The sequence below is a fragment of the Lactobacillus sp. JM1 genome, from assembly GCF_009834385.1.
GTDB classification, from domain to species: domain Bacteria; phylum Bacillota; class Bacilli; order Lactobacillales; family Lactobacillaceae; genus Lactobacillus; species Lactobacillus paragasseri.
Map to the genome: position 1 here is coordinate 514,755 of NZ_CP044412.1, position 14,009 is coordinate 528,763.

Consider the following 14,009-nt stretch of genomic DNA (forward strand, 5'->3'; position numbering starts at 1 on the left):
CTCCTCGTATTTTTTACACTATTAAGATACCATTTATAAATAGAAACTAAGTGTCATTTCTGTAACTAAGAAGTAATTATTTTGAAAGGGATTACAATGGTTGAGCATGAGGAAGTTCAAAATAATCAAAGACTACCATTTTATTTTTATCGTGATAATCAGGTAAATGAGCCAGAGCATTGGCATCAGGGAATTGAGCTTAACTATTTAATTAAAGGAAAAGATTTGCGTTTTGCACTTGAGGGTAAAACTTACCATTTCAATAGTGGCGATATCTGGCTAGTTAACCGCCGGCAAATTCATAGTGCTTCAGGTGAAAATGAAGACTGGAAGTATGAAGGTTTTATTATTGATGATGACTTTTTATTGAGCCAGTATCCAACGAGTATCAATTGGAATCTTGATTTATTAGGTAAAAATAGTACTAATAATCAAACTGCTTATAAGGAGTTAAAAAAAGAAGTTGTTGAACTTGGTGAATTGTGTCAAAAAAGCTTGACTGACGCTCGACGTTTTATGATTTTAAGTCATTTAATGAGAATTATTGTCTTACTTGATCAGAATTTTAATAAGAAAGAGCCAGTTACTAGAAATCCTAATCTTCCCTTGGGGGATGAAATAATTAAATATATTAATGATCATTTTCAAGAAGATATTCAGGTTAGTGATATTACAAATAAATTTAATATTTCGCATGTAACTCTGAATCGGCAACTTAAGCAGAGCAATAATATGAGCATGGGTAAATACTTAAAGCTGGTTCGTTTGATGCACGCTAGAGAAATGCTACTGAGCACAAATAAGCCAATTGAATTGGTGGCGTTTGAGAGTGGATTTTCGAATGCACGGGTGTTGAATAGAAATTTTAAAGAATGGAAACATAAGACGCCAACGGAATATCGAAATGAGTTTAGTAAATACTTTATTAGATGAATTATCAATATTTTTTAGCAATAAAAATATGAAGATACATAAAGATATACAAAAAAATATTTTATATGAAAAAAGCTAGAATCCACATTACATGGATTCTAGCTTTTCTCATATATTCAACTAATTAAAATATTTTTGTCCTTTTTCTTTCTTTTCAGCTTCTAATGCTTTTTCACTGGCTGCCTTCTTAGGTAAGATCCAGTTCATTAACATACCGAAGATTGTACATAAAGCGACTGAAGTTAATTGAAAATTACCAAGTTGGAGGTAGGCACCACCAATACCGATAACTAAAATAACTGAGGCAATTAACATATTACGTTTTTCACCAAAATCAATCTTGTCGTCAACTAAGATCTTAAGACCGTTAGATGCAATAGTTCCGAATAATAAGAAAGAAATACCACCAATAACTGGCATTGGAATTGATTCGATAACTGCAGCGACTTTACCAACAAAGCTAAAGATAATTGCAAATACAGCAGCTCCAGCTAATACCCAAACTGAGTGAACCTTAGTCATTGCCAAAACACCAATATTTTCACCATAAGAAGTGGTAGGTGGACCACCGATGAAACCAGCAATAATTGTTGAAAGACCATCACCCATCATAGTTCTGTGAAGACCAGGATTCTTAAAGAAGTTTCTCTTGGTTAAAGAGTTAAGAACCATAATATGTCCCATGTGTTCAGTCATAGTAACAAAGGCAATTGGAGCCATAGTTAAAATAGCTGCAGGATACCACTTAAAGTGGTAGCTGATTCCAGGTAGGTCTAAAGCAGGCATGGAGAACCAAGCGGCTTTTGCTACACCAGAGAAGTCAACAATTCCTAAGACGCAAGATAAGGCATAACCACAGACAATTCCAAGCATAATGGAAACTAGACTAGTAAAGCCTTTAAAGCACATTTGGAAAATTAGTGTCATAACTAATGTGAAGATTGCAACTCCAAAGTAGGTTAAGTTGTATTTAGTGCCTTTCATCATGGCGTCGTTAGCGGCAGTAGTTGCTAGAGATAAACCAATTACGATAATAATTGGACCGACTACAATAGGTGGCAAAACTTTATTAACCCAATCAGAACCAACTTTTGCAATGACTAAAGCTACAATTACATATACAAGACCAGCAGCAATCGCACCTTGAGCAATTGCTGGATAGCCATCTTGTCTCATTAAGGCTTGCATAGTAGCAACAAAGGCAAAACTTGAACCTAAGTATGCTGGAATCTTGAAGTGGGTAAGAAGCATGTGGACTAATGTACCTACACCAGATGAAAGCAAGGCAATACTTGGATTGATTCCGACTAAAATTGGAACTAAAACGGTTGAACCGAACATGGCAAACAAGTGCTGCATTGAAAGCAAAATTCCTTGTCCAAGTTCAGGCTTTTCATAAACGTCTAAGATCGCATCATCATTATGAAATGTGTCTTTAGGCATCTTTTTCATTTTTTCCTCCTTGAAAACGACATTTGGATGACCTAAAGAAAAAACGACTATCTAAAGAATTACCTCTAAGATAGTCGTTTCTGTTTAAAACTATGCAAAAATAGTTTACGCGCAGACTTCCTTGATAGCCTCACAGGACTAAATTAAAGGTCATCACTTATATTTCTTTTTTATTTAACTAAGTTATAGTAAAAAAGTCAAGTGTGAAATTTGAGCTGTTCTAACTTGTGAGTTTGAAAGTTCACAAAAAATTTAAATATTTTATTTGTAAGCGATATCGTTGCTATAATACGGCTTAGAAGGGCTATTTGGCAATTTTTGATGAAAATGAACATAAATTAACTTTGACAAACATAAATGAACATATATAATAAAGATGTAATGAGTTGGTTAGCCAAATAGAATTAAGGTGAACAATGCTAAAAAGAGAACGATTAAGAAATATTTTAGAAATTGTGACTGATAGAAAGTTTGTGACCGTTGATGAATTGGCTAAGGCGTTGCAAGTTTCAGATATGACAATTAGACGAGACCTCAATGAATTGAATACGACTGGTAAAGTGATGCGAATTCATGGGGGAGCGCAAGTGATTTCTCAGCAAGATTCAGTTGAAAAGAATTATATGCAAAAAAGAGAAATCAACATTTCTGAAAAAAAAGCAGCTGCTGAAGTTGCAAGTAAGATTGTTCAAGATGGCGAAACGATATATGTTGGACCAGGAACGACTCTAGAGTTTATGGTTGCTAAGTTAAATCAAAGGAAATTACGGATTGTTACTAATTCTTTGCCTGTTTTTGAAGCAGCTAAAAAGAATACAAATAATTATGAACTAATTTTAATTGGTGGAGCATATCGTCGAGTTAGCGGAGCTTTCATTGGGGCATTAGCAAATAATCAGTTAAGAGGAATATCTTTTGATCGTGGCTTTGTTGGCGTAAACGGAATCAAGGACACCTCAATGATGACTGCTAACTTAGAAGAAGGACAGACGCAAGGCTTGGGATTAAATCGCTCACGTAAAAAGTATGTTGTGGCTGATTATCACAAGATTAACCGCAATGACTTTTATGAGTTTTATCACTTATACGATGTTGATGGTTTGATTACAAGTCCTGGGCTTGATCCGGATATCGTAAAGCATTACAGCCAAATCACGACTTTATATCAGGGTAGTGAATAGCGAAAGGAGAACAACATGAAAGTTGTTATTGGTAGTGACAAAAAAGGTTTTGAATTAAAAGAAAAAGTTAAAAAGTATCTAGAAGATGGCGGCTATGAAGTATTAGATGTAACGCCAGAACCAGCAGAAGACTTTGTAGAATCTAGCTTAAAAGTTACGCATGAAGTCTTAGACCATGGTATTAAGAAGGCTATTATGTTTGATGAATATGGCGTTGGTTCAGCAATGGCATCAAACAAGGTTAAGGGCATGGTAACTGCTGATGTTAACGAAGAAAGAACTGGACACATGACTGCTATGCACAACGGGGCTAAAGCATTGGCAATTGGTAGTGGCATTGTTGGTGAAAAGCTTGCCGAATCAATCATTGATTACTACTTGCATACTGAATATGCAGGCGGACGTCACCAAGTTCGTTTAGACATGCTTGAAAAAATGATTTAGAGGAGGCTTGAAAATGTTTGATAATGATAGACCACAACCAGAATTTGTAGACCCAAAGATTGATAAACATACTGTTGTTGCATTAGGTAATGACCACATTGTTACGTCAATTAAGATGGCATTATCTGACCATTTGAAAGAAGAAGGATACCAAGTCTTAGACTTTGGTACTTATGACAACACTAGAACTCACTACCCAATGTATGGTAAGCGTGTTGCTGAAGCTGTTGCTGACGGCAGAGCTGATGTTGGTATTGTAATGTGTGGTACTGGTATTGGTATTTCAACTGCAGCTGATAAGAATGAAGGTATTCGTGCCGCAATGGTTGGCGATGTTGCTCAAGCTAAGTATGCTAAGCGTGAATTAAATGCTAACGTCTTAGGTATGGGCGGTATTGTTTTAGGAAGAGACTTTATTTTCTACATTGCTGATGCATTTTTGAATGAAAAGTATCAACCAACTGAAGAAAACAAGAAGTTAATCGAAAAGATCGATAGTATTGCTAAACCAAATCCTGACCAAAAGGACAATGAACACTTCTTTGACGAAGAAAACAAGAAGTGGGCTGAAGGTGTATATCACGATTAGTTAGAATGGGGTAATAACATGAGTAAATTAGAAGAATTTAGAAAAGCAAATCCCCAATATAAGATTTTAACTTTGGATGATCCATCTTTTAAAGAATACGGTGTACTCTACACTAATGACTTTAATTTAGATGATGTTTATAAGGTAATGGAGAAGGTTCCAATTCCCGAAACTGGCATGAAGTATATTGCTAACATTCCTGAACTAGCTGACACTTATACTATGCTTGCTGTAAAGCGTGATATTTTTGGTGAAATTCCAATTGATGCTGGTGTTACATTGGGTCACTCAGATACATTTACTGCATTTGAATATCACCAATGTTCAGAAGTAAACATTATGCTTGATGATGTCTTAATGGTGCTTGGTAAGCGTGAAACTTTGGAAGAGAAGCATTTTGTTGATCCAAATACTGAAGCTAGAATGTTCTACATGCCAAAAGGTACTATTGTAGAACTCTATAATGATACTCTTCACTATGCTCCAATTCAGATAACTAAGAAGGGCTACAAGGTAATTGTGGCTGTAATTCATGGTACTAACGCTGTTTTACCTGAAGGCGTTAAGAGTCTGAATCCACGCGTAGTTAAATGCGGAAAGTTCCAAGTCGTTCACCCTTCTCGTAAAGATAAGATTGAACAAGGTTATCAAGTCGGTTTAAGTGGGGATGTAATTAAAACAACTCCACTTGATGAATAAATAATAAGCGCAATAAACTACAATATTTATAAATTTCCCTCAACTTTTATTAATAGAAACTTATGGAGCATATAATTATATGCTCCATTTTTTTATGCAAAAATAAGTTCAAAATCATTTTTGAAAGCGCTTGTAATTTAACGAACAGTATTATATGATAATGGTGTAGTAAATGAACAATATCTAACATATAAAAAACAAAAGTAAAAGTTCATTTACAGATACTGGAAAGGTGGTTCATATGACAGTGGCAACTAGTTTATTTGCTCCTGACGCAGTTTTTACCAGCGACAAGACGAGTAAGGAAGAAGTCCTAAAAGAGGTCTATGGCAAATTATTAAAGGCTGGCTATGTAAAAGGAAATTTCCTTTCACATATTATTGAAAGAGAAGAGCATTATCCAACTGGAATTGACACTTCGCCAATTTCGAAAGAGTTGCCAAATGTCGCAATTCCTCATACAGAAGGCGAATTTGTAAATGCTCGTCTGATTGTTCCAATCGCTTTGAAACATCCAATTAAGTTTCAAAATATGATTGCTCCGGATGAAAGTTTAGAAGTTAAATTCTTATTTATGATTTTAAACAATGATCCGGAAGGACAGGCAAATGTCCTAGCACAGATTATGGGGTTCTTATCCACAACGCCAGTTGAAGATTTAATTAGGCTGTTTAATCTCACTTCAACTAAAGAAATATTTGATTTTATGAGTGAGAATTTTAAGCAAGAATAGGAAGATATTTTTTGGGAGGTATTTATTATGGCAAAGGAAGTTAAGTTATTAGCTGCATGTGGTGCAGGGGTTAACTCTTCTCACCAAATTAAGGATGCTGTTGAAGAAGAAATGAAGAAACGTGGACACAATGTTCATGTTGATGCTGTGATGATTAAGGATGTAAACGAAGATATGCTTAATCACTATGATGCATACTTGACTATTGCTAAAACTGATCTAGCATTTGAACCTAAAATTCCTTTAATTGAAGCAGGTCCAATTCTTTACAGAATTCCAGCAATGGCTCAACCTGTTTATGACAAGGTTGAAGAAGTAGTTAAAAAGGTAGAAAACGAATAGCAGTTATTCCTGGGGGAATAGAAAATGAACGCGATAATTGATTTTGCGAATGCTATCTTTAAGCCTTTAATTGATATGGGAGCACCAACAATCATGTTGGTTGTTCTTACTATTATTGCTCTATGTTTCAGAGTTAAATTTAGTAAGGCTCTTGAAGGTGGTATGAAATTAGCTATTGCCTTAACGGCGATCGGCGATGTTATGAACTTATTGACTACCAGTTTTGCACCAGCGATGAATCAATTCGTTAAGAATACTGGTATGCATAAAGATATCATGGATATGGGATGGGCACCACTTGCCACTATTACTTGGGGTTCTCCATATACCTTGTACTTCTTGTTAGTTTTAATTATCTTGAATGTTTTAATGTTGATCTTCAAGAGAACTAACACACTAGATGTTGATATCTTTGATGTTTGGCACTCAGCCTTTGTTGGTTTGTTTGCAGTATTCTGCGGCGCACCACTTTGGTTAGCAACTTTATTAATTTTACTTATTGGTTACTTGAAGATCGTCAACTCAGACTTAATGAAGCCAACATTTGACGACTTGCTAGATGCTCCATCAAGCAACCCTATGACTACTACTCACATGAACTATATGATGAACCCAGTAATCATGGTCTTCAATAAGTTCTTTGATAAGTGCTTACCATGGCTTGATAAATACGACTTTGACTCAGCTAAATTAAATGAAAAAATTGGTTTCTGGGGCAGTCGTTTCGCAATTGGTGTTTACTTAGGTATCTTTGTTTCATTACTTGCTGGCTACAACTTTACAACTGAACAAGGTTGGAAGACAATGTTTACTCTTTCCTTCACAGCCGGTGCATGTATTGAGTTGTTCTCAGTTATTGGTTCTTGGTTCATTGCTTCTGTTGAACCATTATCACAAGGTATTTCAAACTTCGCTACTTCAAAATTTAAGGGACGTACATTCAATGTTGGTCTTGACTGGCCATTCATCGCTGGACGTGCTGAAATTTGGGCAGCTGCCAATGTTTTAGCTCCAATTATGATGGTTGAAGCTATGGTTATTCCAGGCAACAGATTAATGCCTTTAGGTGGTATTATTGCCATGGGTGTTACTCCAGCCTTGTTAGTTGTAACTCGTGGTAAGATTATTAGAATGATTATCATTGGTACCATTGAATTACCAATCTTCCTTTGGGCAGGTACTTTAGTTGCTCCATTCGTAACTCAAGTAGCTCACCAAGTTGGTGCTAACATTCCTGCTCACACTTTAGTATCAGATACTACTATGGAAGGTCCTATTGAAAAATTCTTAGGTTACTTAGTAGGTAACGCTTGGAAGCATCAAGGAATGTTCATTGTTTATGCAATCTTAGCCATTGCTGCTTATATTTTAATCTTCTGGTGGTACTCAACAGAAATGAAGAAGCGTAATGCTAAATATGCAGCAGCTGCTAAAGAAGCATAGTTAATAATATTATTTAGAAACGGTAGAGATGATTTTTATGAAGACAAAGAAAGTTAGCCGCGAAGAAGAAGCACGACGTAAGCGAGTATTATATTGGACAATATTTGTAATTGCGATTAATATTCCACAACTTTTCTTTAAAAATATTTTTATTGAAGGCTTTGCAATGATTGGTACTATTTATGCCCTTTATCGCTTGGTGGTATTCGATAATAAAAAGAATCGTCTCAGCCGTAAATATTATGACTGGAAGGGCAGACCTTTAGACGCCAAGAATAAGAATTAAGACAGTTTAGAATAAGTTATTAAAAAAAGTTAAGATTTATATTTTTAGAAAAACCGCACGCAAAAAGAGATTGGAATTGAAACCAATCTCTTTTTATTTAGGGACAATAAATAATAAAATAAATAAATACTAATAAAAGCGTTTACATTAGACAGATTACATGCTAATATACATGTGTAAGCAAAAATAAATGTGGATTGTTACTAATACGATTAGGCAAAACCGCGAATTTTTAATACAGATGACTAACTGTAATCTCGTATTAAAATTCGTGGTTTTTTTATTTTTCCTGGAGGGGTGAGAGATGGAATACCGAATAGTTCAAATATTAAACAATAATGTTGCTATTGTTCATACCAGGAATAATAAACAAAACATTGTTATGGGAAGGGGTGTTGCTTTTCATAAGCAAAAAGGAGATTTAATCCAAGAAGAGAATGTCGACAAAATATTTGAGATAAGAGATAGAAATACCGTTAATGATTTAACAACTTTGTTATCAAACGTACCGCTAGATTTTGTAACTACAAGTTATGACTTAATTGATCAAGTGCAGGCAAAATATCATTTTGCTGCTGAACCTTACATCTACGTAACTTTAACAACACATTTATTTGGGGCGTATCAGCGCTTAATCAATGGCGATAATGATGTTAATTATTTACCAGATTTAAGTGATAACTATTCAGTTGCTTACAAAATTGCGGATGACGTAATTAAGGGATTTAAAAGTAGTTTAGATATTTCTTTTCCAGAGTCAGAACATAAGAGTATCGCCCTTCACTTTATCAATGCTCATACTAGTGGAAGTGTTGAAGAAGAGAAGAGTCAAACAGAAAATGAAGAAATCATAAAAGTTGTTCAAAATGAGCTTGAAAGAAATGGGATATATCGAACGCAAAAAAATGCCAACGATTATGACAGATTGTTAGTTCATTTGAAGTATTTTATTAATCGGCTTAATAATCACGAGCCAGATAGTTTACCAGTTTCTAAAGGAATGATTGGAGAAATAGAAGCTAGTTATTCGAAGGCTTGGAGAATAGTTCAGAGAATAAAAGAATTAATGCAAGAAAAATTAGAAATAAAGTTATCGTTAAGCGAACAAACATATTTAACAATTCATATTCAGAGATTGATCTAAGGAGAATAAAAATGGACGCAGAAAATCAAATTACTAAAGAAGATATTTCAATGACTGGTTTTTCAATTGTTGCATATTCAGGGGATGCAAGAACTTACTTAATGCAGGCAATGGATAAAGCTAGTGAAGGAAAGATTACTGAAGCAAAAGAACTTGTTAAGAAGGCGGAGGAATCAATCAACTTAGCTCACAATGAACAAACTAAGCTCTTGAGTAAAGAAGCTGGAGGAGATGATATGGATGTGACCTTCATTATGGTTCACGGTCAAGATACATTGATGACCACAATGCTTTTGAAGGACCAGATGAAGACAATTATTAATCTTTATGAACGAGTAAATAAGCTCGAAGGAAATAGTATTGAATAAGTAGTTTAAAAATAAATGATTTTTAAACTTAGGATGAGGAGGAAGAAAAGATGAATGGTTTTACCAAAGCAATGGATAAAATGAAGCCAAAATTCGAAAAAATAGCGGCTAATCCATATGTTTCAGCAATTCGTGACGGCTTTATTGCTGCCATGCCAATTATTTTGTTTTCAAGTTTGTTTACGCTGATTGCATATGTACCAAACGCATGGGGATTTTATTGGCCTAAGGCAGTAGAAAATGCATTGGTTTTGCCTTATAGCTATTCAATGGGCTTGCTTGCTTTATATGTAACTGCAACTTGTGCGAAGAATTTAACTGATTATAAGAACTTAAAGCTTCCTAAGACAAACCAGATTAATCCAATGAACGTTATCTTAGCTGCTGAAATTTCATTCATTATTATTGCTATTAAAGTTGGTAAAAATGGATTAGATTTAACTTACTTAGGTACGCAAGGATTAATCGCTTCATATATTGTTGGTTTGATCGTACCTAATATTTACTATGCATGTGTTAAGAACAATGTAACTATTAAAATGCCTGATGTTGTACCACAAAACATTGCTCAAACTTTTAAAGACATTTTTCCAATGACTTTTTCAGTAGCATTATTCTGGTTGGTACAAATTGTATTAAATCAATTCTTTGGTGCAAATTTATCAGAATGTGTAGTAAAGGTTCTTTCACCATTATTCCACGCAAGTGATACTTATGGTGGTTTAGCATTAGTTGCTGGTGCGATGGCATTCTTCTGGTTCGTTGGTGTACAAGGTCCTTCAATTGTTGCACCAGCCGTAGCTGCAATTGAGACTACTAACGTTGGTTTGAACCAACAATTAGTTCATGCAGGAATGCAAGCAAGCCATGCTTTAACTATTAACTGTCAAGACTACGTTATGAACATGGGTGGTACTGGATCAACTTTCGTAGTTCCATTCATCTTCTTACTTTTAGCTAAATCAGCTCAAAACAAGGCTGCTGGTAAAGCCGCAGTTATTCCTGGATGTTTCTCAGTTAACGAACCTATTTTGTTTGGTGCTCCAATTATCATGAACCCAGTATTCTTCATTCCATTTTTGGTAACACCAATGTTCAATGTCTGTGCTTATAAATTCTTTGTTCAAGTTCTTCACATGAACGCTTTATACAACACTTTACCTTGGACTGTTCCAGCTCCAATTGGTATTATCGTATCTTCTGGTTTTGCTGGTTTATCATTTGTTTATGTAATTTTAACTTTAGTTGTTGATACTTTAATTTGGATTCCATTCTTTAAGTTCTACGACAACGATTTGTACAAACAAGAACAAGCTAAGCTTGCTGCAGAACAAGCTTCTGGCGTAGCTACTGCTACTGATGATTCAACTGCTAGCCTTGCAGCTACTGACAAAGAAGCTAAAGAAGGTATTACCAAAGATACTAACGTAATGGTTATCTGTGCCGGTGGTGGTACTTCAGGTATCTTAGCTAAGGCCTTAAACAAGATGGCTAAAGAACGTAATTTGCCACTTCACGCAGCAGCTCGTGCTTATGGTCAACACATGGATATTATTCATGATATGGACTTAATTATTTTGGCTCCACAGATGGATAGTATGAAGGATAACTTGAAAGAAATTGCTGATCATGACGGTTCTAAATTAGTCACTACTACTGGACGTCAGTACATTGAATTAACTCAGAAACCTGATTTAGCATTTAAGTTTGTTGTTGATAGCCTTGAAGGCAAGAATGAAGATAAGTAATTGAGGTAAAAATTAATGAAAGAATTTAAATTTCCAAAAGGATTTTACTTTGGCGGTGCAACTGCTGCTTACCAATGTGAAGGCGCAACAAAAGAAGATGGTAAAGGTGAAGTAATCTGGGATAAGTACTTGCGTGAACAAGGAACAATTAATCCAGATCCAGCTTGTGATTTTTACCACCGTTATCCAGAAGACTTAGAATTATGTAAAAAGTTTCACATTAACGCAATTAGAGTTTCAATTGACTGGGCAAGAATTTTCCCTGAAGGTGAAGGAAGAATTGAGCCAAGAGGTGTTGAATACTACCACAAGTTATTTAAGAAATGTCATGAAGAAGGCGTAGAACCTTTCGTAACGCTTCATCACTTTGATACACCACAAGCCTTGCAAGACAAGGGTGGCTGGCTATCACAAGAAATGTTAGATGCTTTTGTTGAATATGCTAAGTTCTGCTTTAAGGAGTATGCTGGCGAAGTTAGATACTGGATTACCATTAACGAACCTACATCAATGGCTGGTCAACAATATGTTGGTGGAACATTCCCTCCTGCATACAAGGATCAATTTGATAAGTGTTTTAAAGCTGAATATAACCAGAATCTAGTTCATGCCCGGATTGTTAATGCTTATAAAGAAGCAGGCTATACTGGCCAAATTGGTATTGTTCATGCTCTTCAAACTGTTTATCCAGCAACAGACAGCGAAGGTGACAAGCATGCTGCTGAATTAAAAGATGTTTTAGAAAATAAGTTTTATCTTGATGGAACGTTAGCTGGTAAGTATTCTAAGCATACGCTTGCTTTAGTAAAAGAGATTATTGATGCTAATGGTCAACAAATGATTGACATCAAGCCAGAAGATGAAAAAGTACTTCTTAAAGCTGCAAAGCAATTAGACTTTGTGGGAGTTAACTATTACTTCTCGAAGTTTATGAAAGAATATCATGGTGACACCGAAATCATTCATAACGGTACTGGTGAAAAGGGAACTGATGTCAACCGTATGAAAGGCGTTGGTGAAGAAATTCACCCGAAGGACTTGCCAGCAACTGATTGGGATTGGATCATTTATCCACAAGGGATGTATGATCAATTGAAGCGTGTTTACGATGATTATCCTTTAGTTCATTCAATCTATATTACCGAAAACGGAATGGGTTATAAAGATAAGTTTGAAGGCGAAGATAAGATCATCGATGATACACCAAGAATTGATTATCTAAAGCAACATATGGAAGAAGTAGCTAAGGCAATTGAAGCTGGTATTCCAGTCAATGGTTACTTTGTATGGTCACTGCAAGATATGTTCTCTTGGACGAATGGTTATTCAAAGCGTTATGGCTTATTCTATGTCGATTTTAAGACGCAGAAGCGTTATGCCAAAAAGAGTGCATATTGGTATAAGAAATTAGCTGAAACTCGAGAAATTCCTTCTATTGATTAAAAAAATCATTTGTAAAAGCTAAGTACTAAATGAAAGTACTTATTTTTTTTGATGGAAAAGTTTAGAAGTATATATTAAGTTCAAGTAAACGTGCAGGTAAAAACCAGCCAAGCATTCAATGCTTAGCTGGTTTTGTTTAATTTAGATGGAACTTCCGAAGAATGTCAATTCCTTGTTTTTGATATTTATTGGGAATAAAACTTTTTCTCATTGCAATTTGCATGTATGCCCAGAGTTTTTGTCCTGAACGAAGACGAATTATGTGGAGATCCTTTTCCTCTTTAACGGAATTCTCCATTGCTAGAGCAATACCAACGTTTCTTTTAACTAAATCGATCATTAGCTTCATTGTTCGAGCCGTGTATAAAATGTTTGGAGTAAAATCGCCGAGCTTTGCCTCTTCTTCCAAACATTCTCTGGTTAAGTAACCTTTTTGTCTGGCCACAAACTTGCGGTTTCTTAATTCCTGGGCATCAATGACTTTTTTATTTTTCCAAGGATCATCTTTACCGGTAATGATAACTAACTCTGTTCTATCTAAATTACGGATAAAATAGGCAGGATCGTTGATTGGCACCATCCAAGAATAGATAGCAACGTCTACATCGCCATTATTTAAATCTTTAAATGCAGTCGCACTTCTTTCTAAGCGAGCATCTAACAGGTTAACAATGTCTTCTTTATAAAATTTTTCTATAATTTCAGGAATATAAATACTACCAGCAATCCCAGAAAAGGCTACTCTAATTTTTTTAATATTGGCGTGTTTAACGTCGTAATCGATACTTGCCATTTCTTTTAAAAGATATTTGGCTTTCTGATAAAGTAATTCACCTGCGGGTGAGAGTGTAATTCTACTTTTGCGATTCTTTTGAAAAATCAAGGGATCATCAAATCTATTTTGAAGTCGCTTAATCGCCATCGAAATTGTCGGTTGTGTAACGTTGAATGAATTAGCAGTCACGGTATAGTTCTGCGTTTCAACTAATTTGCAAAAATATAATAGATCCTTATCGTTCATATTATTATCTCTTTTATAAATATTTTTTATAAACTAATCTTTTTTAATTATAAGTTACATTTTTCACAATTGCAAGGAAGCTATGATATATGCGGTTTTATAGAGTTGAGTAGTTCAATTTTATTCACAATTACCCACTAGAAAAAGTTTATAAAGAGATATAAATTGCTATGTGTAAAGGAT

General features: G+C 35.0%; 15 protein-coding genes. 13 read left to right on the forward strand and 2 right to left on the reverse strand.

The features are described from left to right. The first annotated feature begins 96 nt into the window (after positions 1 to 96). Positions 97 to 933: a helix-turn-helix transcriptional regulator gene (locus tag F3I00_RS02550; RefSeq protein WP_020806871.1), complete on the forward strand. Its 837-nt coding sequence runs from the start codon at positions 97 to 99 to the stop codon at positions 931 to 933. A gap of 120 nt (positions 934 to 1,053) precedes the next feature. On the opposite strand, the gene F3I00_RS02555 is transcribed toward F3I00_RS02550, so the two are convergent. After that, positions 1,054 to 2,385 carry a solute carrier family 23 protein gene (locus F3I00_RS02555; protein ID WP_003649289.1) on the reverse strand — a complete coding sequence of 444 codons (1,332 nt, stop codon included), beginning with the start codon at positions 2,383 to 2,385 and terminating at the stop codon, positions 1,054 to 1,056. 416 nt (positions 2,386 to 2,801) lie between these two features. Between F3I00_RS02555 and F3I00_RS02560 the strand changes: the two genes are divergently transcribed. The 12 genes from F3I00_RS02560 to lacG all read left to right on the forward strand — a co-directional run bounded on the left by F3I00_RS02560 (position 2,802) and on the right by lacG (position 12,805). Continuing rightward, positions 2,802 to 3,566, forward strand: coding sequence for a DeoR/GlpR family DNA-binding transcription regulator (locus F3I00_RS02560; protein WP_020806870.1), 765 nt, complete (start codon positions 2,802 to 2,804; stop codon positions 3,564 to 3,566). A gap of 15 nt (positions 3,567 to 3,581) precedes the next feature. After that, positions 3,582 to 4,010: a galactose-6-phosphate isomerase subunit LacA gene (lacA, locus tag F3I00_RS02565; protein WP_003647662.1), complete on the forward strand. Its 429-nt coding sequence runs from the start codon at positions 3,582 to 3,584 to the stop codon at positions 4,008 to 4,010. Positions 4,011 to 4,023: 13 nt separating this feature from the next. Continuing rightward, positions 4,024 to 4,599, forward strand: a complete 576-nt coding sequence (lacB, locus tag F3I00_RS02570) for a galactose-6-phosphate isomerase subunit LacB (RefSeq protein ID WP_020806869.1) — start codon at positions 4,024 to 4,026, stop codon at positions 4,597 to 4,599. An 18-nt stretch (positions 4,600 to 4,617) separates the two neighbouring features. Next, the gene (locus F3I00_RS02575) at positions 4,618 to 5,298 is read left to right on the forward strand and encodes a DUF4867 family protein (protein WP_003647660.1); all 681 of its coding nucleotides are present in this window, start codon (positions 4,618 to 4,620) and stop codon (positions 5,296 to 5,298) included. A 241-nt stretch (positions 5,299 to 5,539) separates the two neighbouring features. Then, a complete protein-coding gene (locus tag F3I00_RS02580; protein ID WP_003649285.1) occupies positions 5,540 to 6,031 on the forward strand; it encodes a PTS sugar transporter subunit IIA in 492 nt (163 codons plus the stop codon). A 27-nt stretch (positions 6,032 to 6,058) separates the two neighbouring features. Next, positions 6,059 to 6,373, forward strand: coding sequence for a phosphotransferase system, galacitol-specific IIB component (locus F3I00_RS02585; RefSeq protein ID WP_020806868.1), 315 nt, complete (start codon positions 6,059 to 6,061; stop codon positions 6,371 to 6,373). 24 nt (positions 6,374 to 6,397) lie between these two features. After that, on the forward strand, positions 6,398 to 7,816 hold the full coding sequence (locus tag F3I00_RS02590; protein ID WP_003649284.1) for a PTS transporter subunit IIC: 1,419 nt from the start codon (positions 6,398 to 6,400) through the stop codon (positions 7,814 to 7,816). A gap of 28 nt (positions 7,817 to 7,844) precedes the next feature. After that, positions 7,845 to 8,102, forward strand: coding sequence for a hypothetical protein (locus tag F3I00_RS02595; protein WP_003647656.1), 258 nt, complete (start codon positions 7,845 to 7,847; stop codon positions 8,100 to 8,102). A 304-nt stretch (positions 8,103 to 8,406) separates the two neighbouring features. Further along, entirely contained in the window at positions 8,407 to 9,246 is an 840-nt protein-coding gene (locus F3I00_RS02600; RefSeq protein WP_020806867.1) for a PRD domain-containing protein, read from the forward strand. An 11-nt stretch (positions 9,247 to 9,257) separates the two neighbouring features. Next, on the forward strand, positions 9,258 to 9,614 hold the full coding sequence (locus F3I00_RS02605) for a PTS lactose/cellobiose transporter subunit IIA (RefSeq protein ID WP_020806866.1): 357 nt from the start codon (positions 9,258 to 9,260) through the stop codon (positions 9,612 to 9,614). A 50-nt stretch (positions 9,615 to 9,664) separates the two neighbouring features. Next, positions 9,665 to 11,362, forward strand: coding sequence for a lactose/cellobiose PTS transporter subunit IIB (locus tag F3I00_RS02610; protein ID WP_020806865.1), 1,698 nt, complete (start codon positions 9,665 to 9,667; stop codon positions 11,360 to 11,362). Positions 11,363 to 11,377: 15 nt separating this feature from the next. Then, entirely contained in the window at positions 11,378 to 12,805 is a 1,428-nt protein-coding gene (lacG, locus tag F3I00_RS02615; RefSeq protein ID WP_003649281.1) for a 6-phospho-beta-galactosidase, read from the forward strand. Positions 12,806 to 12,941: 136 nt separating this feature from the next. Here lacG and F3I00_RS02620 read toward each other — a convergent pair whose 3' ends face one another. Next, the gene (locus F3I00_RS02620; protein ID WP_020806864.1) at positions 12,942 to 13,826 is read right to left on the reverse strand and encodes a LysR family transcriptional regulator; all 885 of its coding nucleotides are present in this window, start codon (positions 13,824 to 13,826) and stop codon (positions 12,942 to 12,944) included. Between the last annotated feature and the right edge of the window lie 183 nt (positions 13,827 to 14,009).

Coding starts and splice junctions, on each gene's coding strand:
- F3I00_RS02550 (WP_020806871.1), top strand. CDS start 97: ATGGTTGAGCATGAGGAAGTTCAAAATAATCAAAGACTACCATTTTAT.
- F3I00_RS02555 (WP_003649289.1), bottom strand. CDS start 2,385: ATGAAAAAGATGCCTAAAGACACATTTCATAATGATGATGCGATCTTA.
- F3I00_RS02560 (WP_020806870.1), top strand. CDS start 2,802: ATGCTAAAAAGAGAACGATTAAGAAATATTTTAGAAATTGTGACTGAT.
- lacA (WP_003647662.1), top strand. CDS start 3,582: ATGAAAGTTGTTATTGGTAGTGACAAAAAAGGTTTTGAATTAAAAGAA.
- lacB (WP_020806869.1), top strand. CDS start 4,024: ATGTTTGATAATGATAGACCACAACCAGAATTTGTAGACCCAAAGATT.
- F3I00_RS02575 (WP_003647660.1), top strand. CDS start 4,618: ATGAGTAAATTAGAAGAATTTAGAAAAGCAAATCCCCAATATAAGATT.
- F3I00_RS02580 (WP_003649285.1), top strand. CDS start 5,540: ATGACAGTGGCAACTAGTTTATTTGCTCCTGACGCAGTTTTTACCAGC.
- F3I00_RS02585 (WP_020806868.1), top strand. CDS start 6,059: ATGGCAAAGGAAGTTAAGTTATTAGCTGCATGTGGTGCAGGGGTTAAC.
- F3I00_RS02590 (WP_003649284.1), top strand. CDS start 6,398: ATGAACGCGATAATTGATTTTGCGAATGCTATCTTTAAGCCTTTAATT.
- F3I00_RS02595 (WP_003647656.1), top strand. CDS start 7,845: ATGATTTTTATGAAGACAAAGAAAGTTAGCCGCGAAGAAGAAGCACGA.
- F3I00_RS02600 (WP_020806867.1), top strand. CDS start 8,407: ATGGAATACCGAATAGTTCAAATATTAAACAATAATGTTGCTATTGTT.
- F3I00_RS02605 (WP_020806866.1), top strand. CDS start 9,258: ATGGACGCAGAAAATCAAATTACTAAAGAAGATATTTCAATGACTGGT.
- F3I00_RS02610 (WP_020806865.1), top strand. CDS start 9,665: ATGAATGGTTTTACCAAAGCAATGGATAAAATGAAGCCAAAATTCGAA.
- lacG (WP_003649281.1), top strand. CDS start 11,378: ATGAAAGAATTTAAATTTCCAAAAGGATTTTACTTTGGCGGTGCAACT.
- F3I00_RS02620 (WP_020806864.1), bottom strand. CDS start 13,826: ATGAACGATAAGGATCTATTATATTTTTGCAAATTAGTTGAAACGCAG.